Here is a 23455-nt window from a genome sequence, read left to right as displayed (position 1 = left end):
CCGCTGCATATCCCCCTGCTTTGCGGCCGCGTCATATCAGGGATAGCGGCCCGGCAGGACAATTGTGCTAAACTAACCCCACTTTTTTTAGTGTCTAGTGGATCCAGCCTGTGTCTCACACTTCCCGCGTATTTTTCCCGCCCGCCTTTGTTGAACAGATGCAGCAGCTGCTGCCCGACGCCGATGAGTTTCAGCGTTTTATCACCAGCAGCCAGCTACCGTTGCGCCGCAGTCTGCGTGTCAACACGCTGAAAATCAGCGTCGATGATTTTCTCACGCTGGTTGAGCCTTATCAGTGGGCGTTAACGCCGATCCCCTGGTGCCAGGAGGGCTTCTGGATCAGCCGAGACGACGCCGACACGCTGCCGCTTGGCAGCACTGCCGAACATCTTGCCGGGCTGTTCTATATTCAGGAAGCCAGCTCAATGCTGCCGGTCAGCGCGCTGTTTGACGGCGGGGATATGCCGCAGCGGGTCATGGATATGGCGGCAGCTCCAGGATCGAAGACCACGCAGATAGCCGCGCATATGGGCAATCGTGGTGCCATCCTCGCTAATGAGTATTCGGCCAGCCGGGTAAAAGTATTGCATGCTAATCTCAGCCGCTGCGGCGTCAGTAATACCGCCATGACCCATTTTGACGGCCGGGTATTCGGCCCGGCACTGCCGGAATGCTTTGATGCGGTGCTTCTCGACGCGCCCTGCTCAGGCGAAGGGGTGGTGCGTAAAGATGCAGATGCCCTGCGTAACTGGTCACAGAGCAGCACGGAAGAGATTGCCGCCACCCAGCAAGCGCTCATCAACAGCGCGTTCCATGCCCTGCGCCCCGGCGGTACGCTGGTCTATTCGACCTGTACGCTCAATACCCGCGAGAACCAGCAGGTGGTCAACGGGTTGCTTGAGCAATATCCGGATGCGGTGAAAGTCGAGCCCTTAGACACGCTGTTCATGGGGGCTGAACGGGCCACTACCGCAGAGGGTTATCTCCATGTGTTTCCTCATATTTTCGATAGCGAAGGTTTCTTCGTTGCCCGCCTGCGTAAGGTCGCGAGCGTGCCGCCAATGCCGCAACCGGGTTACAAAGTGGGCAAGCCCCCTTTCACGCCGCTGAACCGGGTGCAGCAGCAGGAAGTCATTGCCGCAGCGGCCAGCGTTGGCCTGCGTTGGGACACGGAGCTTAAGCTGTGGCAGCGAGATAAAGAGCTGTGGCTGTTCCCTTCGGAGATAGAGCCGCTGTTGGGGCGCGTTCGTTTCTCGCGTATTGGTCTGAAGCTGGCGGAAACGTTCCCTAAAGGCTTTCGCTGGCAGCACCATGCCGCCGTGGCGCTTGCTGATGCCGCTAGCGCCAACGCGTTTGAGCTGAACAGCAACGAAGCAGAGGAGTGGTATCGCGGGCGCGATATCTACCCGGAGCGCGACCTGCCCGCCAGCGAGCTGATTATCTGCTACCAGCAGCGGCCGATAGGTATCGCTAAGAAGGTGGGAAGCCGTATCAAAAATAACTACCCGCGCGAGTTGGTGCGCGACGGCAAGTTATTTACCCTGTAAACCCGGAGCGGCCCGTTGTGGGCCGCGCTGATGCAACCAGGCCGTTACGGCCATGCCGGAAAATTACTTTAATGCGCGAGGGTTTTTACGCAGCGATGCGGTCCAGCTAAAATCTTTAATTTCACTTTCTTTCGCTGCCGAAGGCTTACGCGGCCTTTTTGCCATCACCGCTTTGCTGCTTTCGCGCACAACCCGTTCTTTCATCACCAAGCGCTTTGCTTCCTTGAGGATCTCTTTTTCTTCTTTTTTGCTGGCAAGATGACTGAGTTTGCCGGTCAGGGCCTTTACCCGCTGCTCCACCAAAATTTTTTCGTCTGCGGTAAACTGGTCTATGGAAATTTCTTTCTCGCTTCTCATGCAACGGGCTCCTGGCCAGTTTTCATCGCAACGGGTATCCACTGCGATGGGCCATTATCTATCGTAGAACGCCAGACCTATATGCACAAGCAGAGATAGTCATTGCCCGCAATCAACCGGGAATGCAGAATAGACCGCTGCGATAAAAGGAGAAAACCCGCGCCGACCGCGGTACCGTCCACCGTCTGGTCGCTTCAGGAGTATACTATGTCCGATGTTGATTTTAATTCCTCTCCATTATTTCAGCTCCGTGGAAACCTGGTGGCTTCACAACAGGATGAATATGGCCCCGTGTCGGTGATTGATCATCGCGATTTCCGCAGTATGAGTTTTGACCGGGTTTTTGAGCAGAGCAAAATGCTGAAAAATCAGCCGTCACTCCCCGTCCATCACTATATCCGCGCTATGCTCATGGCGGTCACCTTGACTGAGGCGCAAGATATCCTGCTGCTGGGCCTGGGCGGCGGCAGCCTGCTGCGAGCGCTCTTCGCACGCGATACGGGCATTTCCGTGGACGTCGTCGAGCTGAGTCAGGCCGTTATGTGCGTGGCGCAGGACTATTTTTACCTGCCACAAAGTGACAATATTCGCTATGTCATTGACGATGCCGCACGCTTTATCGCCGATGATCGTGGTCAGCGCAACTATCACCTGATCTTCTCCGACCTGTATAATGCCAACGCCCTTGCTCCCATCCAGTCTACGGCGACATTTCTGCGCGACTGTGCCGCCCGCCTGCGACCCGGCGGCTGGTTGGTGCTGAACCACCCCCACCTGCCGTCGCAGGACCCCACCTTCTCGCGCGCGCTGCTGGATATTTTCAGCAGCCTTTTTTACACCGTCGCGCCCAGCGGTAACGTGGTGATCTTCGCCAGCAGGTCGCCCTGCCCCTACCCATTGCACCAGCTGAAACGGATGATGAAAGAGTGCGAGGCGGATTTCGCCAGCGATTTTACCCCGGTGGCACAAAAAATTAGCCGCTGGCCGGGCGCGCCTATTTTCTGAACAGTCACCACATTTATACTGGCTTAAGGTCAGTTACTGTTGCTGGCGGCTAACCCGTGGTCTACTTTTAGCGCACGGAAAGTATTAGTTAATTGCAGAGACGATAAAATGATCATTCAGGGCATAAGTAAGGGATTTTTTATTTTTATTCTGGCGGCAACCACGCTGGGGTTTTTTCATATACTGGGGCCTTATTTTTCCGCCATTCTCTGGGCCGCTATTCTGGCGATCATTTTCCACCCGCTGAAAAGCAAAATCAGGAAATACTGCCGCGATAAAAACGGCCTGGCATCACTGATTACGTTATTCATCATCTGCCTGATTGTGTTTATCCCGCTGGCCGTGGTTGCCTCCTCACTGGCAATTGAGTTCAACGCGCTGTATAGCCGTATCCAGGGCGACCAAACGGAACTGACGACCGTCGCGGCAAGCGTCGTCAACCATCTGCCTGACTGGCTGCGCCATTTCCTTGCCGAGAACAATCTGAATGACGCCAGTGCTATTCAGCAAAAGCTTTCGGGCGTGGCGATGAAAGGCGGGCAGTTTTTTGCCGGTAGCCTGATGATGATAGGAAAAAGCACCTTCAGTTTCACCATCGGCTTCGGCATTATGCTCTATCTGCTGTTCTTCCTGCTGAAAGATGGCGCTTATCTGGTCGGTATGGCGCTGGATGCCATCCCGCTGTCACGCTTTGTTAAACATCATCTGTTTGTTAAGTTCGCCGCGGTTTCTCGTGCCACGGTAAAAGGCACTGTCGTGGTGGCGGTGGTACAGGGAACGCTGGGCGGCATTGCTTTCTGGTTTGCGGGCATTCAGGGCAGCATTTTGTGGGGCTCTTTGATGGCGTTCCTGTCGCTGATCCCGGCCGTGGGTTCGGCGATTATCTGGCTACCGGTGGTACTTTATTTCTTCTTCTCTGGCGCAATGATCAAAGGATTGTTGCTGACATTCTTCTTCGTGGTGGTCATTGGGCTGGTGGATAATATACTACGTCCGCTGCTGGTCGGCAAAGACACCAAAATGCCCGACTATCTGATCCTGATTTCGACGCTGGGCGGCATGGAAATTTATGGCATTAACGGCTTTGTTATTGGGCCACTGATTGCCGCACTGTTTATTTCCTGCTGGAACCTGCTTTCTGGCAGAGACCATAAAGGCAATACTGACAAGATTGACAGTGACTTTATGGAAGAAAGTCAGACTCATCCTAATAAAGAGATGTCATCACCTCACAATGCTGATAAGTAAATAACGCCGCATCATGCCCCGGCAAGCGGCCGCAACTTAACTCGTCGTGTCATTCAGATAGTGGTTTGCCCGTGCCGATCCGATAAAAAAAGGCCCCGATTATGGGGCCTTTTTTTTGGCAAAACGTTAGGCTTTAATTTTTTTACGACCAGGCAGGGTATTTACGCCCCACAGGCCGCTCAGAGTACTGACGATCGCACCAATTAATAGACCAAAGAATGACCACAGCGCAACTTTAGCACCCACTTTGGCTGCTGCATCCGCTTTCTCTTTAGCCTGCTGCTTTAATTCAGCGTACTGTGCCTTAGCCTGGTTAAGATTGTCTTCCAGCTGTGCGAAACGCTGTTTAGCTTGCTCAACCGCTTTATCACGAGTCTGAATGAAGTTATCAACCGCTTTGTCTGCCTGCTCTGGCGTCATAGAGGTATTTTCCGCCAGGGCTTTTTTCACGTCATTTTTGTCTACGGCATTACCGACGGTTTCAGCACGATTTTTCAGTTTATCCATCAGAGAACCGGTAATGGCATCGCTGTTTTCTGGATTCATCGCCAGATCTTTCGCTGCGTTAGCCAGGTCGTCTCCGGCCGCTTCCAGCTGCGACTGCAGGTATTCAGGCTGAAGCTCTTTGATGCCGCTTTTTTTCAAGGCTTCCATAACCTGCTTGTCAGCATCCTGTGGCTGTAATTTTGTATCCAGACCAAGACGGTTATACACCTTCTCGCCAATGTTGGCCGTGCCCTGCGCGGCATGTCCCGCAGCGCTGCCGATCCCGCTCGCCACACTTCCGGTTGCAGAAGCAATGCCGCCTACCGCGTTACCCGCCGTATTTAACACGCCACCCACGGCCGCGAAGCCAAGAATGGTGGCAACTAACAGGGAAGTCGCCCAAATCAGGAAACCGTGAATAGCGCCATCAGCGCCTGCCAGTCGACCCGTAATAAAACCACCACAGGCAAGGCTGACGATCACTCCAATAACAGACCAGGCCAGTACGGCCGTATCTGCGCCATTAACAATATCGTCCGATTTCGGAGACAGCATGGATAAGCCAAGACTTGTACCCAGGGTGGTTAGCAGAAGCGATACGGCTATTGCGGTAACCACGCCAGCGATAATGCTGCCCCATGAAACACGTTTTGTCATTGCGAGTTCGTTTCTAAGTTCCATTTTACACTCCGGTTTATATAACAATCAGTAACTGCATTTCGCGATTACAGTATAGATGTCAATTCGGTTTCTTCCTGGAATCGGTTAAATTAATTCTAAATTTTTCAGCTTGCTACGCGCAGGTATCCCCTGAACCGCAGTTCAGCCGCCAACGTCACACTGCATCGCGGACACAAATTTACAGCACAATCGCCGTAGTTAGGCGCTCTGTGCAAAAAAAAGTGATAATGCAATCTATCGCAGGGAAAAGAAATTCGGTGGAATACGGCGGTAAATTTAAAGCCAGTTAACGTCATAACTAGCTACAAAAAAAGACTGAAGACAAATCCTGTCTTCAGTCCAGGTAAAGGGCTCTTGGCAGAGCCGTGCGCTAAACATGAGGTCTATTGAGGGCATTGTCGCCCGGTACTTTAAAGATAGTATCAGACGGGGAGTTAATCCAACCGGGGAGAAATAATCAGGCAAGCTGTGATTAACATTGTGATCGCGTCGACATAAAAGAGGCGGAAAGCCCAATACCTCGCCGCATTGCCCTCAACGGACGTGTCGACAAAGACACGCCCGCGATGTGTATCAGTGACACAGCTTCTCGGCACGCGCAAGGATCGGTGCCAGGCTTTTTTTCTGACCTGGGTTATTTGGATCGTCCGCCAGAACTTTCGTTATTGGCATTCCCTTCATTTGCCCCGCCTGCACTTTGGCCTCTGCTGCGGCATTCAGTGGATACTGCACCAGCGTGCCGTCATTGATGGCAAACAGCACGTTGCCTTTCTCACAGCTCAACATCATCTCTTCGCGCGTGAAGGGCCAGTCGTTCTTACCCATATCAAAACGACTTACGGTTTCGATGCCAGCCGTGGCGCTGCTGCTGATACCCAGCGCCAGACATACTAATGCCAATTTTTTCATCTTGATCTGTACCTCAAACGATATGGCTCAATTCTGAGAGATTATTCATTGTTGCTGCCCGTCTATCGGCTTGAACCGGTCCAGGCCGCCCACGAGCAACAGCACCGCGGCGGCCAGGAACAGGAGGCCGAAAACGCTGAAGAAATGACGCAAACCGCCGCAATGCTCCTTGATGCGATGCGGCGGTTTGCTGCCTGAGGGCGAAAGAATACTCCGCTTAAAAAGCAGTGTCGAGGTAACCAGACGCTCTCATCGTCAGCACACTTGCTAATCCGAGCCCAGTGCATTATTTTCTGCGACAAACTACGGGAGAACACCATGACCTGCAATCTGGCCACGCTGCCACAGGAAGAAAAAGACAAGATTAACGTCGATCTGGCCGCCGCCGGGGTGGCTTTCAAAGAGCGTTACAATATGCCTGTTGTTGCCGAAATCGTCGAACGCGAACAGCCGGAGGCGCTCCGTGACTGGTTTCGCCAGCGCCTGATGCACTATCGCCAGGCTTCGCTGTCGCTGTCGCGATTGCCGTACGAACCTAAGCAAAAATAGCCGCGTCTGTCGGGCTCGTTATCCACCGGAAAGATCGCGCCGGAGGGTTTGGCACATCTTTGCCGTATGAGTTGCGGATGAACATTGGCAAGCGGTGGCCTTTTCGTTAACCTGCACAGCAAATTTATCATCGGGAGAAGCAATGTTAAGGGTTATAGACACGGAAACCTGCGGCCTGCAGGGCGGGATCGTCGAAGTGGCTTCGGTAGATGTGATTAACGGACAGATTGCCAATCCGATGAGCGATCTTATCTCACCCGACCGTCCCATCAGCCGTCAGGCAATGGACGTGCATAAAATTACCGAAGCGATGGTGCGAGGGAAGCCGACCATCGAACAGGCCATTGGTCGTTATCACGGCAGCCCTTACTACGTGGCACATAACGCCAGTTTCGACCGCCGCATGTTGCCCGAAATGAACGGGGAGTGGATTTGTACCATGACCTTAGCTCGCCGCCTGTGGCCCGGGCTGAAATACGGCAACGAGGCGCTACGTCAGGCTTTACGACTGGACGTCTCGCCCCCGCCCGAGCTTCATGCCCACCGTGCCCTGTACGACTGCTACGTTACCGCTGCGCTGCTGGTGCGTATAATGACATTTAGCGGCTGGGACGCCGCCGAAATGCTGCGGCGGATGCAGGTCAAAGGTTCCACCAACAGTTTCCCCTTTGGCAAGTATCGTGGTCAAAAAGTTGACGACGTTGCGAAAAAAGATCCGGGCTATTTACAGTGGATGCTGAAAAAAATCCCGGATTTAAAGCCTGACCTGCGCAGCGCGATAGAGCGGGCGCTAAGCGAATCCGATTAAGCCGCCGTCGGACGCCCCAGCAGCCCCGTCGACAGCGCAATCAGAAAGGCGTATTCCATCACTAAGCCTTCATAAGCCTTGAAGCGACCGGATTTACCGCCGTGACCAGAGTCCATATCGGTGTGCAGCAGCAGCAAATGGTCTCCGGTCTTGAGCTCGCGCAGCTTCGCCACCCATTTTGCCGGCTCCCAGTACTGTACCTGGGAATCATGTAGCCCGGCTGTGACCAGCAGGTGCGGATAGGACTGCGCCACCACGTTGTCGTACGGGCTGTAACGACGGATGTAGCCATAATAGTGTTCTTCCGCTGGATTTCCCCATTCGTCATATTCTCCGGTGGTAAGGGGTATGGACTCGTCCAGCATGGTGGTGAGCACATCCACAAAAGGCACCTGCGCCACGACCCCGTGGAAGCGGTCAGGCACCATATTGATCACGGCCCCCATCAGCAGCCCACCGGCGCTACCGCCCATTGCATAAACTTTTTGTGCGTCGCCGTATTTTCTCGCCACCAGTTCATCGGTGATATCAATGAAATCATGGAAACTGTTCATCTTGTTCAACAGACGGCCGTCGTCGTACCACTGCTGTCCCATTTCTCCGCCACCACGAATATGGGTCAGAGCATAAACAAACCCACGGTCAAGCAGGCTGAGGCGGCTGGCGCTGAAGTCGGCATCCATACTGCTGCCGTAAGAGCCGTACCCGTAAACCAGCAGAGGGTTGCTTCCCGGCTGATAGCAGTCAAGGCGATACACCAGAGATACCGGCACTTCAACACCGTCACGCATGGTCAGCCAGTGGCGCTCACTGCGGTAAAGAGATGCGTCGAAGCCCTTCACCTCAGTCTGTTTCAAGATCTGCCGCTCGCCGCTGTCAAGGTCCAGTTCATACAGCGTGTCGGGAGTGGTCATTGACGAATAGCCATAGCGTAGCTTACTGCTTTCCGGGCTGGGGTTATAACCTATCCAGGTGACATAAGCCGGGTCGTCAAAGGCAATGGCGCGGCTTTGGCCGTTCTGCCGGTGGATCTGGCGCAGCCTGGTCAATCCGCCCTGGCGCTCTTCAACCACCAGCCAGTCGCGGAACAGGGAAAACCCTTCCAGCACGATGTCGTCACGTGTCGGGATCACCGTCTGCCACTGCTGTTCATCGGCCTCTGCGCTGCGGTACAAAGCGAAGTTTTTCCCGTCGCGATTGGAGCGAATATAGAAATGGCCCTGATAGTGATCGACGCTGTACTCATGATCTTTACGACGTGCGCAAAACGGCTGTGGCTGTGCATTGGGCTGTTGCGCATCCAGCAGCATAATCTCCGTGGTTGTGCTGCTTCCCAGCACGATGGCAACAAACTGTTCGGAGGTGGTTTTATCGAGGCCGACATAAAACGCATCGTCCTGCTCTTCATAAACCAGCTGGTCCTGCTGTTGTGGTGTGCCGAGCGTATGCCGCCAGACCTGGTATGGCAGCAGCGTCTGAGTATCCTTCAACACGTAATAGAGCGTCCGCGAATCGCCCGCCCACGCCATGCCCGAAGATACGCCTTCAAGCACCTCCGGATACCACTCGCCGCTGTCTAAATTACGCAGACGAATGGCGTATACCCTGCGTGACAAAAAGTCTTCTGCCACCGCCATCGTCTGATTATCCGGACTGATGGCCACGCCGCCGAGCGTGTAAAATTCGCTATCAGAGGCGCGCTGGTTGCCATCCAGCAAGGTATCCCAGACGTCCGGCGTACTGGTCTCCGCCGGCTGACGGGTATAAAGGGTATATTCGTTGCCCTCTTCATAGCGGCTCAGATAGCGGTAGTCGTTTTTCACGTAGGGAACCGACTGGTCACGCGCGGGGATACGCTCGATCATTTCTTTCAACAGCTGCGCCTGAAGCGCCTGTTGTGGTTCAAGCTGCTGCTGACAAAAATCGTTTTCAGCACGTAAATGCGCCAGCACACCGGGATCTTCACGCCGATCGTCACGCAGCCAGTAATAATCATCGGTGCGCGTTTCACCGTGCAAGCTCATCACATGAGGTATTTTATTTGCTTTTGGTGGAGTCATTTCAGGTTCGCAGTTGATGTGTGAATACATAAGGTTGGCATCAAGCCAGCTGATTGCCAAGAAAATCTGATGAGGATCCGCCGAAATCGCGGGTGAAGGATCGGTGGGCGCTGGCGATATCGCCCACCCTTTCCGTCAGACGGTTAGCTTTTGCTTTTCACTGCGGATATCCCGTTCGATCGATTCGCGTACATCCTGCGGGATCTTCAACGCATCACCCAGCGCCTGTAGATAGCTACGTTCCATGAAGTGATCCACGTCAATCACCAGGTTACTTAGAAAATAGACTTCCAGCGCCTCTTCCTCGTTTTTGACATCCGCGGCAAGCCTGTGCGGATCCAGCGGCTGGGCTATGGCACGCTGAACCAGCTGTTCAGCCTGCGTGCCCAGCCCGGATTGAAGGATATGCTCATCAATTGCGCGGCGTTCGTCATGATCAATATGCCCGTCGCTTTTAGCGGCAAACACCAGCGCCTCAATCAGACGTTCAGCACGGCGATCTACCGGGGTGCTTTGCTCACCAAACTGCGGGCTTTGCTGATGGGTTTCCCTGACGCGCTGCTTGTATTTGTTCCATAATACGCTGCCCGCCACGGCGCCTCCGCCGATGATCAGCGCATTTGTGCCGTATTTGGCCAGCAGTTTGCGCGATGATTTGCTGGCGACCAAAAGCCCTGCGAGTCCTCCCAATGCGCCCGGCGCCAGCATTTTGCTTAACCCTTCACCGCCGGAAGTGGATTTTCCCGATTGGCCTAACAGGGTCTGGATTTGTTGGAACCAGCTGCTCATAGAACGTTCTCCGTTTGCTCAAAACACCACAATAAGGTACGCCACGTCAGGAAATGTCAAAGGGTGAAAAGGCGCTAAAATTTTCAGCCCATCGGCTTGAACCCTCTTCAGGGCCGTTTGCGCAGCACGTTATTGGCTTCTACATTGAAGGCAGGCAGAACAAATAAGGAAAACGGCAATGTCTCTTTCGGACAACCCATTATTTATCAATACCATTCTACTGGGCGGCAGTAGCGAACAGAAATTGCAGGCGGCCGCCGCGGCAGGTTTTCAGCAGGTGGAGCTGTGGCAGCAGGATGTGGAGGCCGCCCCCGGCGGCGCGGCCAGCCTTGCTCATCTCTGTTCACGGCTGACGCTGGCGCTGACGGATTATCAGGTGTTGATGGATTTTGATGGTGCGCCGGACGACCAGCGCGAGAATAAACGTGATCAGGCGCTGGAGATGATCTCAACGGCACGGCAGCTGGGAGCCACAACATTGCTGGTTCCCGCATCAACCCATCCCCTGTGTTGCCAAGAGAGAATAGAAGAGGATTTACGCTGGCTGGTACAGCAGGCGGCGCAGCATAATCTGCGCATAGCCTATGAGGCGATGGCATGGAGCCAGCATATTAATGACACTGCCGCCGCATGGCGGCTGATAAAACGCATTGATGCGCCAAACCTGGGGTTGGTGGTTGACGCGTTTCATATTTTCGTTCGGCAAAGAACGCTGGCAGACCTGAAAGGCATCCCGGCAGAAAAGATATTTTTAGTTCAGCTCTCGGACCTGGACTTCCAGCCGCAAGAGCAACAGCTGAAAGACGTAGCCCGTCATGAGCGCCTGCTGCCGGGAGAAGGCAATTACCCGCTGGAGGCGCTGTTACACCATCTGGAGGATATTGCATACCGGGGGCCAATAGGGCTTGAAGTGTTTAACGATCGGCGACATGGGGCCGATCCTTATCTCACGGCGAAAGCCGCCATGGCCGCACTACGCAAAATGATGTAGCAAAGCGCCGGGAATTTAGCCCGCTACCGCCCGCAGCTTGCTCTCGGCCGCGTCGGCGTTTTCCCCGCTGGCATTTTCTTCAGGCAGCCTGCCGGTGCGCAGGACCTGCTGTAAAGTGTCCTTATTTTCCGCCATAAACAGCCCCAGCGCCTCGTTCTGCTGCTCATCCATTGCCAGCGGGCTGGTAGCCAGCCAGCCGGAAAGCACTTCGGCCATATCGAGCATTTTATCAAAGGCGTCCGCCTCTTTTTTGCTGGCAAATGTCATTTTTTCTTCACCTTTTCTGACGACAACGTATTTGATTTCAACAGCCATGATGATGCCTCTTTTACCTGTGTTTTTATACAGTATAGCAGCGATGCCTTTTTGCCTCAACCCCGGTATTGCAGGTGAATACGCAAACGTTTTCGTTTATAATGCGCCGGATTTTTTTCAATCTATTCAGGTAGCGATTATGACAACTGTTGGAACCGCTCTGCGTCCGAATGCGACGCGCGTCATGCTGTTAGGATCGGGTGAACTGGGCAAAGAAGTTGCGCTGGAGTGCCAGCGTTTAGGCGTCGAGGTGATTGCAGTAGATCGCTACGCCGATGCCCCCGCTATGCAGGTTGCTCATCGCAGTCATGTTATTGATATGCTGGACGGTGCGGCCCTGGCAGCGCTGATAGCCGATGAGAAGCCGGACTTCGTTGTACCCGAAATTGAAGCCATCGCCACTGATATGCTGGTTGAACTGGAGAAGCAGGGCCAGCATGTGGTTCCCACCGCCCGCGCAGCCAAGCTGACCATGGATCGTGAAGGCATTCGTCGCCTTGCGGCAGAAGAGTTATGGGTGCCTACGTCCGACTACCGATTCGCCGACGGCTATGACGCATTCCAGGCGGCCGCAGAAGCTATTGGCTTCCCGTGCATCGTCAAGCCGGTCATGAGCTCTTCCGGCAAAGGCCAGAGCTTTATTCGTGAAGCCTCACAGCTGATGGCAGCCTGGGAATATGCTCAACAGGGTGGCCGTGCGGGCGCTGGCCGTGTGATTGTTGAAGGCGTAGTGAAATTTGATTTCGAAATAACCCTGCTCACCATCAGCGCGGTGGACGGCATTCATTTCTGTGCGCCTATCGGCCATCGCCAGGAGGATGGAGATTATCGCGAATCCTGGCAGCCACAGCACATGAGCGAGCTGGCCCTGCAACGTGCCCGCCAGGTCGCTGAAAAGGTGGTGACGGCTCTCGGCGGCCACGGGCTGTTTGGCGTAGAGCTGTTTGTCTGTGGTGATGAGGTGGTGTTCAGCGAAGTCTCACCGCGACCACACGATACCGGCATGGTCACCCTGATTTCACAGGACGTTTCTGAGTTTGCGCTGCATGTGCGTGCTTTCCTCGGCCTGCCGGTTGGCGCTATCCGTCAGTATGGCCCGGCGGCATCCGCTGTGATCCTGCCAGAGCTGGACAGTGATAACGTGCAGTATGCCAACCTCTCGGCGGCCGTGGGAGCGGGTCTTCAGCTTCGTCTGTTTGGTAAACCACACATTCAGGGCAAGCGGCGTTTAGGCGTGGCGCTGGCAACCGGCCTTGATATTGACGAGGCGGTGCAGCGTGCCGTCTCGGCTGCCAACGGCGTCAAAGTGTCTGGCTAATCGCCCAGAACACTCAGGGGCGGATCACATTCGTCCCTGAACTACCCCATCTTCGGCCATTTCTCGCGTTTGTCGCTTATCGTTCCAGTCCGGATTGATACGCTGAAGTTATTGATTTTAAATCAAAAAAAAGCCCACCGAAGCGGGCTGTGTTATACGGCGATCCTACTCGAATTCATTCCATGAACGGCCGTCACGGGTGATCATCGCGACTGAGGCTACCGGCCCCCAGGTCCCCGCCTGATAAGGCTTCGGCGCTTCTTTGTCAGCAGACCAGGCGTCCATGATAGAGTCAACCCACTTCCAGGCCTCTTCAACCTCATCACGGCGGACAAACAGGGCCTGAATACCGCGCATGCTTTCCAGCAGCAGGCGCTCGTAGGCATCGGCCAAATGAGACTGGTTAAAGGTCTCGGAGAAGCTCAGATCCAGTTTGGTTGTTTGCAGGTTGTGTTTATGATCCAGCCCCGGCACCTTGTTGAGGATCTGGATATCCACGCCTTCATCCGGCTGCAGACGAATGGTCAATTTGTTTTGCGGCAGCTCCTGCCAGCTATCTTTGAACAGGTTGAGCGCCGGATTTTTGAAATACACCACGACTTCTGAACATTTAGACGGCAAACGCTTGCCGGTGCGCAGATAGAACGGTACGCCTGCCCAACGCCAGTCGTCGATATCAACCCGAATAGAAACGAAGGTCTCGGTACTGCTCGATTTGTCTGCGCCCTCTTCTTCCAGATAGCCAGGGACTTTTTTCCCCTGCACAAAACCAGAGGTGTACTGGCCGCGCACGGTTTTTTCACGCACGTTGGTATGGTCGATGCGGCGCAGGGAACGCAGCACTTTAACCTTTTCATCACGGATACGATCTGCGGACAGGTCTGCCGGAGGCGACATCGCAATCATAGTGAGCACCTGCAACAGGTGGTTCTGGATCATGTCGCGCATCTGGCCCGCTTTGTCAAAGTAGCCCCAGCGACCTTCAATACCGACCTCTTCCGCCACGGTGATCTGGACGTGGTCAATGGTGCGGTTATCCCAGTTTGCAGCAAACAGCGAGTTAGCAAAACGCAGCGCCAGCAGGTTAAGCACGGTCTCCTTACCAAGATAGTGGTCGATACGGAAGACCTGGCTCTCGTCGAAGTACTCGCCTACCTGATTATTGATTTCTTGCGAGGTGGCCAGAGAGGTGCCCAGCGGTTTTTCCATCACCACGCGCGCGGGTTTGGCGTTAAGTTTAGCCTGACCCAGCCCCTGGCAGATGGCACCAAAGGTGCTTGGCGGCATGGCAAAATAGTTGATGGTGACACGTTTTTTCTGATCGAGCATTTTGCCCAGTCGAGGGAAATGACTGCTGTCAGTCACGTCCAGATTACAAAAATCGAGCCGGCTGCTGAGTTTATCCCACAGCGCTTCATCGATTTTTTCCTTCATAAAGGTTTCCAGCGCTTCACGCACGACCTTGGTGTAGGCGTTTTTATCCCAATCCGCACGGCCAACGCCAATGATGCGTGAATCTTCATGGATCTGACCGGCTTTTTCTAACTGATACAGTGAGGGCAACAGTTTGCGGCGTGCAAGATCGCCTTTGGCACCGAAAATAACCAGATCGCAAGCCTGGGCTGTTTGTGTAACCGCCATTTCATTCTCCTCGTTGCAGGATGAGCCTGTCCTGGAATTCCATCGTTGGACAGACTCTAATTGTTATTTGCTTCTGTACAATGTACTGATTTGCCCCGCCTACGTAAACCTGGTGACGCAGGCTTGGCACAATGTATCCATCAGCACTCAATTTATTGGCACCCCAGTTCATACCTGATTTATCTTATTACGGATGGCGGGCGAACCCACTCAACACGACACAGATAAAACCTTAGTCAAAAACAGGATTTTCTCTGCTTTATCGCAACTATTGCATACAGGCTGCCGCTCTATTCTCTACAAAACGACATTGATTTCTCCTTCGACTGCAATCGACGAAATGTATGAGTAATCATGTCATTGAAAAATATCACGAAAAACTATAGAAATCGGATTTATTCAGCATATTTAAGCGTCAGGCGGACGGAATGAGTCTGAAATGTCCCCCCGGATCGCTCTCGCCGCTTCTCACCGCGGCCGGGTTGGCGCGTACAAATGATGGCAGCTGTGCCCGCCTCCCTCTTGCGTGTTACCGTCATCTCATTAAAAAATGAGGTATCTGACCCGACTCCAGCCTATTGAGTTTACCTCATGAGGTGATACTTTATATGTGCGTGTCCTTTTCTTACCTCAGTGACTCCGACTGTTCAGGGCATAAGCACACCTTAATCTACCGAGATAGACTAACTATTCACTTCAGGTCATGCATAATGAATAACCAATCATCTCCATTTCTTCACCCTAAATACCCTTCTCGCCGCCTGAGGAGAACCAAGATTGTCACGACGCTGGGGCCCGCTACCGACCGTGACAACAATCTGGAGAAGATCATCTCTGCAGGTGCCAACGTGGTACGTCTGAACTTCTCGCACGGCAGCGCGGACGATCATCAGATGCGCGCAAATAAAGTGCGGGAAATTGCGGCGAAGCTGGGCCGCCATGTGGCCATTCTTGGTGACCTGCAGGGGCCAAAAATCCGCGTATCAACCTTCAAGGAAGGAAAAGTTTTCCTCAACGTGGGTGAGCATTTTCTGCTTGATGCCAGCCTCGGCAAAGGTGAAGGCGATAAGGAAAGAGTGGGCATTGATTATAAAGGCCTGCCTTCTGACGTGGTGCCCGGCGATATCCTGCTACTGGACGATGGCCGCGTACAGCTGAAGGTTCTTGAAGTTAAGGGCATGAAGGTTTTCACCGAAATCATCGTTGGTGGCCCGCTGTCGAACAACAAGGGCATTAACAAGCTGGGTGGCGGTCTTTCTGCAGAAGCACTGACTGAAAAAGATAAGGCGGATATCCTGACCGCGGCCAAAATCGGCGTTGACTATTTGGCCGTTTCCTTCCCGCGCTGTGGGGAAGACCTGAACTATGCGCGCCGACTGGCCCGCGAGGCAGGCTGCGAAGCAAAAATAGTCTCCAAAGTAGAGCGTGCTGAAGCGGTTGCCAGCCAGGAGGCAATGGATGACATTATTCTTGCGTCCGACGTGGTAATGGTCGCACGAGGCGATTTGGGAGTAGAAATTGGCGATCCTGAACTGGTCGGTATCCAGAAAGCCCTTATTCGCCGTGCACGTCAGCTGAACCGTTCGGTGATCACCGCCACCCAAATGATGGAATCGATGATCACCAATCCGATGCCCACGCGTGCTGAAGTGATGGACGTGGCGAATGCCGTATTGGATGGTACTGATGCAGTGATGCTATCCGCAGAAACAGCGGCGGGTCAGTATCCGGCAGAGACCGTGTCGGCTATGGCCAAAGTATGCCTGGGTGCAGAAAAAATCCCCAGCATCAACGTTTCTAAGCATCGTCTGGACGTTCAGTTCGACAATATCGAAGAAGCTATCGCCATGTCAGCCATGTATGCCGCTAACCATTTACAGGGCGTTACTGCGATTATCACCATGACGGAATCTGGCCGAACCGCGCTGATGACTTCTCGTATCACCTCAGGCCTGCCGATTTTTGCCATGTCGCGACATGAGCGCACGCTAAACCTTATCACGCTGTACCGTGGCGTGACGCCGGTCTATTTCGACAGTAATAATGAGGGTGTGGCTGCGGCGCACGATGCGATTAACCTGCTGCGGGATAAAGGCTTTTTGATATCCGGCGATCTGGTTATCGTCACTCAGGGCGACGTAATGGGCACCACCGGCACAACCAATACCAGCCGCGTGCTGCGCGTTGACTAATCCTGCCTCAGGCTATTGGGTTCCGGCCCAATAGCTTTTCATCCCCTGCCTCCTGCTGTTCCTCTGCTATACGCCGTTGCCGCTTAACCGATAGATGTGCTTTACCATCTGGTGATAATTTTGCAGTATTTTCAGGTAAAAATACGGTATGTTAGCGCGGTCGCTAAGCCTTTGTGCTTTTATACTTTTTATGCAACCCTGGAAGGAGCCAGAATGGCGTCTTACATCCCTCTGTCGAAGCTCACCGGCCGACATCTGATTTTCCCGTTATCATTAGTCCTGTTTGAGTTTGCCACCTATATTGCTCATGACATGATCCAGCCCGGCATGCTGCTGGTCACCGAGGAGTTCCGGGTCAGTCCTGAATGGGTCTCAGCCTCGTTGACCGCCTATCTGATCGGTGGCATTACGCTGCAATGGCTGCTCGGCCCGCTGTCCGACAAGCTTGGAAGGCGGCCGGTGCTGCTGTCCGGCGTGGCTTTCTTTATGCTTACCTGTCTGGCGACTCACTGGGTGCAGAGCATTGAACAGTTTATTCTGCTGCGATTCTTGCAGGGGACCAGCCTGTGCTTTATCGGTGCCGTGGGATACGCCGCCATCCAGGAGGCCTTCAACGAGGCGCTGAGCGTGCGTATCATGGCGCTGATGGCTAACGTGGCGCTGATCGCCCCGCTGGCAGGACCGCTGGCCGGTGCCGCATTTCTGGAGATAGGCGACTGGCGTACCATGTTCTGGCTTTTTGGCCTGGTGACCGCGGTTGCCCTGTTCGGGCTGTGGCGCACCATGCCGGAGACTTCAGGCGACCCAGAAATATCCGTGTCGTTGAAATCGCTCGGTAAAGGATATCTGGCGCTGGTCAAAGACCGCCAGGTGATCAGCGGTTCACTGGCAATTGGCCTGGTGACCATCCCCTGCCTTGCCTGGGTTGCGCTGTCGCCGGTGATCCTGATCCATGACGCCGGGCTAAGTCGAATGGACTATGCGTTACTGCAACTTCCGGTGTTTGTGGCAATGATTGCCGGTAATCTGACGCTGGGCAAGCTGGCTTCACGGGTGGCTATCGACCGTCCACTGCGGCTGGGCGCATGGCCTATCTTGCTGGGGCTGGCGGTATCGGCTCTTGCGTCTGCCATCGACAACCACAGCTATCTGTGGCTCACCGCGGGGCTGAGTCTCTACGGGTTTGGTACCGGGCTGGTCAACGCCGGGCTTTATCGCCTGACGCTGTTCTCCAGCAGTGCGGGAAAAGGCAGCGTGGCCGCGATGCTTGGCATGGTGAGTATTCTGGTGTTTGCTTCAGGCATTGAGCTGGCAAAATATGCTTACTTTAGCATCGGAGCACGAGGCTTTAGCCTTGTAAACCTGGCCTGCGGCGTACTTTGGTTTGTGCTGGTAGGCGCATTTTTACGGGAGTGGAAGCGCCGTTCTACGCTGAAAAAAGTCGACATCGCGTAATCAGTCAGGCTGACCGTCCGAGCGAAAATAATGGGGAGCGTTGCTCCCCATTATTGTTTATCTTACTTTTTCGGATAGAGTTCTTTACGATCGTAGGGTTCCGTTTCGCCCGGCTTACGCGTCTTGAGCAGTTTCAGTATCCAGGTATACTGCTCCGGGTGTGGCCGAACAAACGCTTCGACCTCTTCATTCAGACGGCGCGCCTGGGTGACGTCATCGGTATCCGGCAGATCGTCCATCGGCGCATGCAGATAGATATCCAGTGAGTGGGTTTTGCTATCATAGACCGGAAACAGCGGCACCACTTTTGCACGGCATACTTTCATCATCCGCCCTACGGCAGGCAGCGTGGCTTTGTAGGTCGCAAAGAAATCGACAAATTCGCTGTGATCGGCACCGTGATCCTGATCGGGCAGGTAATAGCCCCAGTACCCCTGACGGATCGAGCTGATAAACGGCTTGATGCCGTCGTTGCGTGCATGCATACGGCCACCAAAACGCCGACGCACCAGATTCCAGACGTAATCAATCACCTCGTTGCTCTGATTATGAAACATGGCGGCCATCCGCTGCCCTTCAGAAGCCAACGCCATTGCAGGTAAATCAACCGCCCAACCGTGCGGCACCAGCAGGATGACGTTCTGCCCGCTGTCGCGTAGCGCATCGACGATTTCACGACCATGCCAGCGGATACGCGACTTAGCCGCTTCGGGCCGCAGCGCCAGCTCGGCCATCATCGCCATTGACTGCGGGGCGGTGGCAAACATGTCGTCGATGATCTGCTCGCGCTCTGCTTCCGATTTTTCAGGCAGACAATATAGCAGGTTGATCTGCGCGCGGCGGCGTGCGCTACGGGCCAGTTTTCCGGCTTTACGCCCCAACGCGCCCAGCAAAGGATCGCGCAGGCGTGGCGGTATCAACGTCAGAGCAGCAAAGGCCCCAACGCCTAACCAACTTCCCCAATAGCGTGGTAATAAAAAGGACTTCTGAAAAAGGGGGATGAATTCGACGTTGCTTTTTTTTCTGTTTTCCATGCACGGGTCCTAAACAATAACCGGTTTATGATAGTGCTGACGTGCAATTTTGCAATGATAACCGACCCATTGCTCCTAAAGCGCCAATAAAAAAGCCGAACGGCATAGCCGATCGGCTCTGTAATCCTGAGGAAGGACTATTTGATGCGCAGCTGGGGTATCACTTCGCGCACCTGGGCCAGATAGTCACGACGATCTTTTCCGTTCAGCCCTTCCATCCGCGGCAGACGGGCGGTCAGAGGATTTACCGCCTGATTATTGATCCAAACCTCAAAGTGAACGTGTGGGCCAGTCGATCGCCCTGTATTGCCCGAAAGGGCAATACGATCGCCCCGCTTCACCTTTTGACCAGGCTTAACCAGCAGCGTTTTGAGATGCATGTAGCGCGTCATATACTGGCGGCCATGACGAATGGCCACATAGTTCCCAGCCGCACCGCTGCGCTTGGACACGATGACTTCGCCATCACCGATGGCCAGCACTGGCGTGCCCACAGGCACCGCAAAATCTACGCCTTTGTGCGGGGCGATGCGGCCGGTTACCGGATTAGTACGGCGCGGATTAAAGTTCGAAGAGACACGATACTGTTTAACGGTGGGGAAACGCATGAAGCCGCTCGACAACCCCGACCCACTGCGATCGTAAAACTTGCCGTCCTCGGCACGAATAGCATAATAATCCTTACCGCCGCTGTTCAGCCGCACTCCCAGCAGTTGGCTTTGCTGACTTTTACCGTCCAGCATTTCACGCGACGTCAGTACCGCAAACCTGTCGCCATCCTGCAACTTGCGAAAATCCATCTGCCACTGCAAAGATTTGATCACCGCGCTCACTTCGCCGCTGCTCAAGCCGGCTGATTTCGCGCTGTTAACAAAGCTACCGTTGACGACCCCGTTAAGCACGTGATTTTGCCATTCGCCACTCTGCATCGCAGACGACAGTTTAAAGCCGTCTGCGGTGCGATCGTAGGTACGGCTTTCACGCCGGGACACTTCCCAGGTCAGGCGCTGTAACTGCCCGGCGTCATTCAGCGTCCATGACAGCTGCTGCCCGATTTGCAAATTACGAAGCTCTTTATCGCTCTTAGCCAGCTGGCTGATATCAGACATTTCAATACCGTACTGATTCAGCACGCTGCTGAGCGTGTCTCCGCCCGAAATGACATAGTCATGGGTGCCGCTTTCATTGGCGGCATCGTCATCAATTTCATCTTTGGGGAGATCGTCTTCCGGAGAGGGGCTGTCTACATCGATGGGTTCGCTGGCTTCCGGCAGCAAGGTGCGAAGCTGTTCTTTCTCCAGCTCGACCCGCTTCACTATCGGACTTTCACTATCAGGATGATAGACATACGGCCGCCACACGGCAACGGCCAGTGTCACTACGGTGAGCGCCCCCAGCATGATGCGGTGGGGGCGAGATAAACTGTTAAACGCCAGGGTGATAGCGTTGAGTTTTTGCTGCACTTACAACTCCCTTTAATCTCCTTTCAGGCAGCTCGAATACTGGCTGGACAGCTGCGTAAGAAACTGAACATAGCTGTCTTTGCCTGGAGAGATGGCTGTGCCGAGGGGGTCCAGAGTGCCCGAACGCACTTTGGTACCCCTGGCAACAGCTTCAATCACGGCCGGCCTGAACTGTGGTTCAGCAAAGACACAAACCGCCTTTTGCTCAACCAATTGAGTACGTATTTGATGTAAACGCTGTGCGCCGGGTTGAATTTCAGGGTTTACGGTAAAATGACCCGTTGGGTTCAGACCGTAGTGCTTTTCAAAGTAAGTGTAAGCATCATGAAAAACGAAATACCCTTCATGTTTTACCGGCGCAAGCTGGCTGTTAATTTTAGCATCGGTAGACGCCAGCTCTGCTTCAAAATGCTGCAGGTTAGCGTCTAATTTGTCCTTGCTAGCCGGCATAAGTTCCAACAATTTTGCGTGGATTGCAATGGCCGTTTTTCTTGAAATCTCCGGGGACATCCACAGGTGCATATTATACTCCCCGTGATGATGGTGTTCGTGCGCGTGCGCGTGCGCTGCTGACGCCACGGCGTGCTCGTCATGGTGCTCATCTTCGTCATCGTCTGCGCCCTTCAATAGCAGTGATTTCACCCCCGGCAACTGGCCCATTTCAACATTTTTTTGAGCCGGCAGGGTCGCCACCGACTTGCTCATAAAGGCCTCCATCTCTGGCCCAACCCAGACGACTAAATCCGCATCCCGCAGGCGCTTGATGTCAGATGGACGTAGTGCATAATCATGTTCTGATGCGCCATCTGGCAGCAGAATGTCTACCGGAGTCACGCCGTCGGCGATGGCCGCAGCAATAAAGCCCACGGGCTTGACCGAGGCGACCACGGCCGCCTGTGCCGGAAGCGCCAGCGCAGCGGCAACGGTAGCCCCGGCAAGCATTGAAATCGTGCGCAATTTTTTATGTAACATAATGATTCCTTCCATCGTGGTGAGCGGGTATTTTGTGATATTATAACATTTGAAATTTTCTGCAAACTGTAATTAACATGACCACTTTGATCGCCCTTGAAAAAATTTCAGTAAACTTTGGTCAGCGACAGGTGCTCTCCAACGTGTCACTTTCGCTGGAGCCTGGCCGCATTCTGACTTTGCTCGGGCCGAACGGCGCGGGTAAATCCACGCTGGTTCGCGTGGTGCTGGGGCTGACTGCCCCCACTTCTGGTATCGTGCAGCGCCCTGTGCAGCTGCGTATTGGCTACGTTCCGCAAAAAATTCATCTCGACGCCACCCTGCCGCTCTCGGTAGGACGTTTTATGCAGCTCCGCCCCGGCGTAAAACGTAGTGATATTTTGCCTGCCTTAAAACGTGTTCAGGCGGCTCACCTGCTGGAGTTTCCGTTACAAAAGCTCTCCGGCGGTGAAATGCAGCGCGTGCTGCTGGCACGGGCGCTCCTCAACCAGCCACAGCTTTTGGTGCTTGATGAGCCGACCCAGGGAGTGGACGTCAACGGCCAGGTCGCACTGTACGATCTTATCGACCAGCTGCGCCGCGAGCTGAACTGTGGCGTTTTGATGGTCTCGCATGACCTGCATCTGGTGATGGCGAAAACCGATGAGGTGCTGTGTCTTAATCACCATATCTGCTGTTCCGGTACCCCGGAAGCGGTGTCACAACACCCTGAATTTATCTCCATGTTTGGCTCTCGCGGTGCCGAACAGTTGGCGATTTATCGCCACAACCATAATCACCGTCACGATCTCCAGGGACGAATTATCTTGCGCAGGGGATTGACCCGTCATGATTGAACTGTTGTTGCCCGGCTGGCTGGCTGGGGTGTTACTGGCGCTGGCCGCCGGGCCGCTTGGCTCATTTGTCGTCTGGCGCCGCATGTCCTACTTTGGCGATACCCTGGCTCATGCTTCCCTGCTCGGCGTCGCTTTTGGCCTGTTGCTTAACGTCAGCCCTTTCTACGCGGTGATCGCGGTCACGCTGCTGTTATCACTGGTTTTAGTCTGGCTGGAACGCCGCCCGCATCTGGCGCTGGATACCCTGCTGGGGATTATGGCGCACAGCGCGCTGTCGTTAGGCATGGTGGTCGTGAGCCTGATGTCCGACGTACGCGTTGATCTGATGGCCTACCTGTTTGGCGACCTGCTGGCGGTGACGCCGGGGGATCTGTGGGCTATTCTGGCCGGGGTTACGCTGGTGCTGGGGCTGCTGGCATGGCAGTGGCGCGCCCTGCTCTCGCTGACCATTAGCCCGGAGCTGGCACAGGTGGATGGCATTAATATACAGCGTACAAAAATGATGCTGATGCTGATTACCGCACTGACGATTGGCGTGGCGATGAAGTTCGTGGGTGCGCTGATCATTACCTCCCTGCTGATCATCCCGGCAGCCACCGCGCGCCGCTTCGCCCGCTCCCCGGAGCAGATGGCGGCGCTGGCCGTCCTGGTCGGCGTGCTGGCGGTCACCACCGGGTTAAGCTTCTCGGCGTTTTATGATACTCCGGCCGGGCCCTCAGTGGTGCTGGGCGCATCGCTGATGTTTATGCTAAGTATGATAAAGAAACCGCTGATGTGATCACGTCAGTCCCTTGCGGCG

General features: G+C 54.4%; 21 protein-coding genes. 11 read left to right on the top strand and 10 right to left on the bottom strand.

Features of this window, described 5'->3' with window-relative positions:
• The first annotated feature begins 110 nt into the window (after nucleotides 1-110).
• Entirely contained in the window at nucleotides 111-1547 is a 1437-nt protein-coding gene (gene rsmF / locus ETA_RS08685) for a 16S rRNA (cytosine(1407)-C(5))-methyltransferase RsmF (protein WP_012441251.1), read from the top strand.
• Between the two features lie 63 nt (nucleotides 1548-1610).
• Here rsmF and ETA_RS08680 read toward each other — a convergent pair whose 3' ends face one another.
• A complete protein-coding gene (locus ETA_RS08680) occupies nucleotides 1611-1904 on the bottom strand; it encodes a hypothetical protein (RefSeq protein ID WP_042958848.1) in 294 nt (97 codons plus the stop codon).
• A gap of 207 nt (nucleotides 1905-2111) precedes the next feature.
• On the opposite strand from ETA_RS08680, the gene ETA_RS08675 reads away from it, so the two are divergent.
• Together ETA_RS08675 and ETA_RS08670 are read left to right on the top strand one after the other, a co-directional pair.
• Nucleotides 2112-2909, top strand: coding sequence for a spermidine synthase (locus ETA_RS08675; RefSeq protein ID WP_012441249.1), 798 nt, complete (start codon nucleotides 2112-2114; stop codon nucleotides 2907-2909).
• A 108-nt stretch (nucleotides 2910-3017) separates the two neighbouring features.
• On the top strand, nucleotides 3018-4157 hold the full coding sequence (locus tag ETA_RS08670) for an AI-2E family transporter (RefSeq protein ID WP_012441248.1): 1140 nt from the start codon (nucleotides 3018-3020) through the stop codon (nucleotides 4155-4157).
• A 126-nt stretch (nucleotides 4158-4283) separates the two neighbouring features.
• Here the strand turns inward: ETA_RS08670 and ETA_RS08665 are convergent, their stop codons facing one another.
• Together ETA_RS08665 and ETA_RS08660 are read right to left on the bottom strand one after the other, a co-directional pair.
• Nucleotides 4284-5324, bottom strand: coding sequence for a hypothetical protein (locus ETA_RS08665; RefSeq protein WP_042958847.1), 1041 nt, complete (start codon nucleotides 5322-5324; stop codon nucleotides 4284-4286).
• A 573-nt stretch (nucleotides 5325-5897) separates the two neighbouring features.
• Nucleotides 5898-6233 carry a YebY family protein gene (locus ETA_RS08660; RefSeq protein ID WP_012441246.1) on the bottom strand — a complete coding sequence of 112 codons (336 nt, stop codon included), beginning with the start codon at nucleotides 6231-6233 and terminating at the stop codon, nucleotides 5898-5900.
• 318 nt (nucleotides 6234-6551) lie between these two features.
• Between ETA_RS08660 and ETA_RS08655 the strand changes: the two genes are divergently transcribed.
• Nucleotides 6552-6782 carry a DNA polymerase III subunit theta gene (locus tag ETA_RS08655; protein WP_012441245.1) on the top strand — a complete coding sequence of 77 codons (231 nt, stop codon included), beginning with the start codon at nucleotides 6552-6554 and terminating at the stop codon, nucleotides 6780-6782.
• 142 nt (nucleotides 6783-6924) lie between these two features.
• Nucleotides 6925-7590 (top strand): exodeoxyribonuclease X, encoded by a 666-nt coding sequence (gene exoX / locus ETA_RS08650; protein ID WP_012441244.1) that lies wholly within the window; start codon nucleotides 6925-6927, stop codon nucleotides 7588-7590.
• Here the strand turns inward: exoX and ETA_RS08645 are convergent.
• On the bottom strand, nucleotides 7587-9650 hold the full coding sequence (locus tag ETA_RS08645) for a S9 family peptidase (RefSeq protein ID WP_012441243.1): 2064 nt from the start codon (nucleotides 9648-9650) through the stop codon (nucleotides 7587-7589). The two genes, exoX and ETA_RS08645, sit on opposite strands and share 4 nt — an antisense overlap.
• A gap of 135 nt (nucleotides 9651-9785) precedes the next feature.
• Complete coding sequence (locus ETA_RS08640) at nucleotides 9786-10439, bottom strand: tellurite resistance TerB family protein (RefSeq protein ID WP_012441242.1); 654 nt, start codon at nucleotides 10437-10439, stop codon at nucleotides 9786-9788.
• 178 nt (nucleotides 10440-10617) lie between these two features.
• Here ETA_RS08640 and ETA_RS08635 point away from each other — a divergent pair, with 178 nt between their 5' ends.
• Nucleotides 10618-11430: a sugar phosphate isomerase/epimerase family protein gene (locus ETA_RS08635; RefSeq protein WP_012441241.1), complete on the top strand. Its 813-nt coding sequence runs from the start codon at nucleotides 10618-10620 to the stop codon at nucleotides 11428-11430.
• A gap of 15 nt (nucleotides 11431-11445) precedes the next feature.
• Here ETA_RS08635 and ETA_RS08630 read toward each other — a convergent pair whose 3' ends face one another.
• Nucleotides 11446-11745 carry a YebG family protein gene (locus tag ETA_RS08630; protein WP_012441240.1) on the bottom strand — a complete coding sequence of 100 codons (300 nt, stop codon included), beginning with the start codon at nucleotides 11743-11745 and terminating at the stop codon, nucleotides 11446-11448.
• A 139-nt stretch (nucleotides 11746-11884) separates the two neighbouring features.
• Here ETA_RS08630 and purT point away from each other — a divergent pair, with 139 nt between their 5' ends.
• Nucleotides 11885-13063 (top strand): formate-dependent phosphoribosylglycinamide formyltransferase, encoded by a 1179-nt coding sequence (purT, locus tag ETA_RS08625; RefSeq protein WP_012441239.1) that lies wholly within the window; start codon nucleotides 11885-11887, stop codon nucleotides 13061-13063.
• Nucleotides 13064-13228: 165 nt separating this feature from the next.
• Here the strand turns inward: purT and zwf are convergent, their stop codons facing one another.
• Nucleotides 13229-14704, bottom strand: coding sequence for a glucose-6-phosphate dehydrogenase (gene zwf, locus ETA_RS08620; RefSeq protein WP_012441238.1), 1476 nt, complete (start codon nucleotides 14702-14704; stop codon nucleotides 13229-13231).
• A 710-nt stretch (nucleotides 14705-15414) separates the two neighbouring features.
• On the opposite strand from zwf, the gene pyk reads away from it, so the two are divergent.
• Together pyk and ETA_RS08610 are read left to right on the top strand one after the other, a co-directional pair.
• Entirely contained in the window at nucleotides 15415-16896 is a 1482-nt protein-coding gene (pyk, locus tag ETA_RS08615) for a pyruvate kinase (protein ID WP_012441237.1), read from the top strand.
• A 213-nt stretch (nucleotides 16897-17109) separates the two neighbouring features.
• Nucleotides 17110-18351: an MFS transporter gene (locus ETA_RS08610; RefSeq protein WP_012441236.1), complete on the top strand. Its 1242-nt coding sequence runs from the start codon at nucleotides 17110-17112 to the stop codon at nucleotides 18349-18351.
• Nucleotides 18352-18413: 62 nt separating this feature from the next.
• On the opposite strand, the gene lpxM is transcribed toward ETA_RS08610, so the two are convergent.
• The 3 genes from lpxM to znuA all read right to left on the bottom strand — a co-directional run bounded on the left by lpxM (nucleotide 18414) and on the right by znuA (nucleotide 21820).
• Complete coding sequence (gene lpxM, locus ETA_RS08605; protein ID WP_012441235.1) at nucleotides 18414-19385, bottom strand: lauroyl-Kdo(2)-lipid IV(A) myristoyltransferase; 972 nt, start codon at nucleotides 19383-19385, stop codon at nucleotides 18414-18416.
• A 137-nt stretch (nucleotides 19386-19522) separates the two neighbouring features.
• On the bottom strand, nucleotides 19523-20848 hold the full coding sequence (gene mepM, locus ETA_RS08600) for a murein DD-endopeptidase MepM (RefSeq protein ID WP_012441234.1): 1326 nt from the start codon (nucleotides 20846-20848) through the stop codon (nucleotides 19523-19525).
• A 12-nt stretch (nucleotides 20849-20860) separates the two neighbouring features.
• A complete protein-coding gene (gene znuA, locus ETA_RS08595) occupies nucleotides 20861-21820 on the bottom strand; it encodes a zinc ABC transporter substrate-binding protein ZnuA (RefSeq protein WP_042958844.1) in 960 nt (319 codons plus the stop codon).
• 77 nt (nucleotides 21821-21897) lie between these two features.
• On the opposite strand from znuA, the gene znuC reads away from it, so the two are divergent.
• Nucleotides 21898-22656: a zinc ABC transporter ATP-binding protein ZnuC gene (gene znuC / locus ETA_RS08590; RefSeq protein WP_012441232.1), complete on the top strand. Its 759-nt coding sequence runs from the start codon at nucleotides 21898-21900 to the stop codon at nucleotides 22654-22656.
• Nucleotides 22649-23434: a zinc ABC transporter permease subunit ZnuB gene (gene znuB / locus ETA_RS08585; RefSeq protein ID WP_012441231.1), complete on the top strand. Its 786-nt coding sequence runs from the start codon at nucleotides 22649-22651 to the stop codon at nucleotides 23432-23434. Before znuC ends, znuB begins: the two co-directional genes overlap by 8 nt.
• Nucleotides 23435-23455: the final 21 nt, after the last annotated feature.

The sequence above is a fragment of the Erwinia tasmaniensis Et1/99 genome (assembly GCF_000026185.1).
GTDB lineage: Bacteria > Pseudomonadota > Gammaproteobacteria > Enterobacterales > Enterobacteriaceae > Erwinia > Erwinia tasmaniensis.
Note: the sequence above shows the minus strand (reverse complement) of the source record. Positions and strands in the feature narration are given on the sequence as shown.

Coding starts and splice junctions, on each gene's coding strand:
- ETA_RS08680 (WP_042958848.1), bottom strand. CDS start 1,904: ATGAGAAGCGAGAAAGAAATTTCCATAGACCAGTTTACCGCAGACGAA.
- ETA_RS08675 (WP_012441249.1), top strand. CDS start 2,112: ATGTCCGATGTTGATTTTAATTCCTCTCCATTATTTCAGCTCCGTGGA.
- ETA_RS08670 (WP_012441248.1), top strand. CDS start 3,018: ATGATCATTCAGGGCATAAGTAAGGGATTTTTTATTTTTATTCTGGCG.
- ETA_RS08665 (WP_042958847.1), bottom strand. CDS start 5,324: ATGGAACTTAGAAACGAACTCGCAATGACAAAACGTGTTTCATGGGGC.
- ETA_RS08660 (WP_012441246.1), bottom strand. CDS start 6,233: ATGAAAAAATTGGCATTAGTATGTCTGGCGCTGGGTATCAGCAGCAGC.
- ETA_RS08655 (WP_012441245.1), top strand. CDS start 6,552: ATGACCTGCAATCTGGCCACGCTGCCACAGGAAGAAAAAGACAAGATT.
- exoX (WP_012441244.1), top strand. CDS start 6,925: ATGTTAAGGGTTATAGACACGGAAACCTGCGGCCTGCAGGGCGGGATC.
- ETA_RS08645 (WP_012441243.1), bottom strand. CDS start 9,650: ATGACTCCACCAAAAGCAAATAAAATACCTCATGTGATGAGCTTGCAC.
- ETA_RS08640 (WP_012441242.1), bottom strand. CDS start 10,439: ATGAGCAGCTGGTTCCAACAAATCCAGACCCTGTTAGGCCAATCGGGA.
- ETA_RS08635 (WP_012441241.1), top strand. CDS start 10,618: ATGTCTCTTTCGGACAACCCATTATTTATCAATACCATTCTACTGGGC.
- ETA_RS08630 (WP_012441240.1), bottom strand. CDS start 11,745: ATGGCTGTTGAAATCAAATACGTTGTCGTCAGAAAAGGTGAAGAAAAA.
- purT (WP_012441239.1), top strand. CDS start 11,885: ATGACAACTGTTGGAACCGCTCTGCGTCCGAATGCGACGCGCGTCATG.
- zwf (WP_012441238.1), bottom strand. CDS start 14,704: ATGGCGGTTACACAAACAGCCCAGGCTTGCGATCTGGTTATTTTCGGT.
- pyk (WP_012441237.1), top strand. CDS start 15,415: ATGAATAACCAATCATCTCCATTTCTTCACCCTAAATACCCTTCTCGC.
- ETA_RS08610 (WP_012441236.1), top strand. CDS start 17,110: ATGGCGTCTTACATCCCTCTGTCGAAGCTCACCGGCCGACATCTGATT.
- lpxM (WP_012441235.1), bottom strand. CDS start 19,385: ATGGAAAACAGAAAAAAAAGCAACGTCGAATTCATCCCCCTTTTTCAG.
- znuA (WP_042958844.1), bottom strand. CDS start 21,820: ATGTTACATAAAAAATTGCGCACGATTTCAATGCTTGCCGGGGCTACC.
- znuC (WP_012441232.1), top strand. CDS start 21,898: ATGACCACTTTGATCGCCCTTGAAAAAATTTCAGTAAACTTTGGTCAG.
- znuB (WP_012441231.1), top strand. CDS start 22,649: ATGATTGAACTGTTGTTGCCCGGCTGGCTGGCTGGGGTGTTACTGGCG.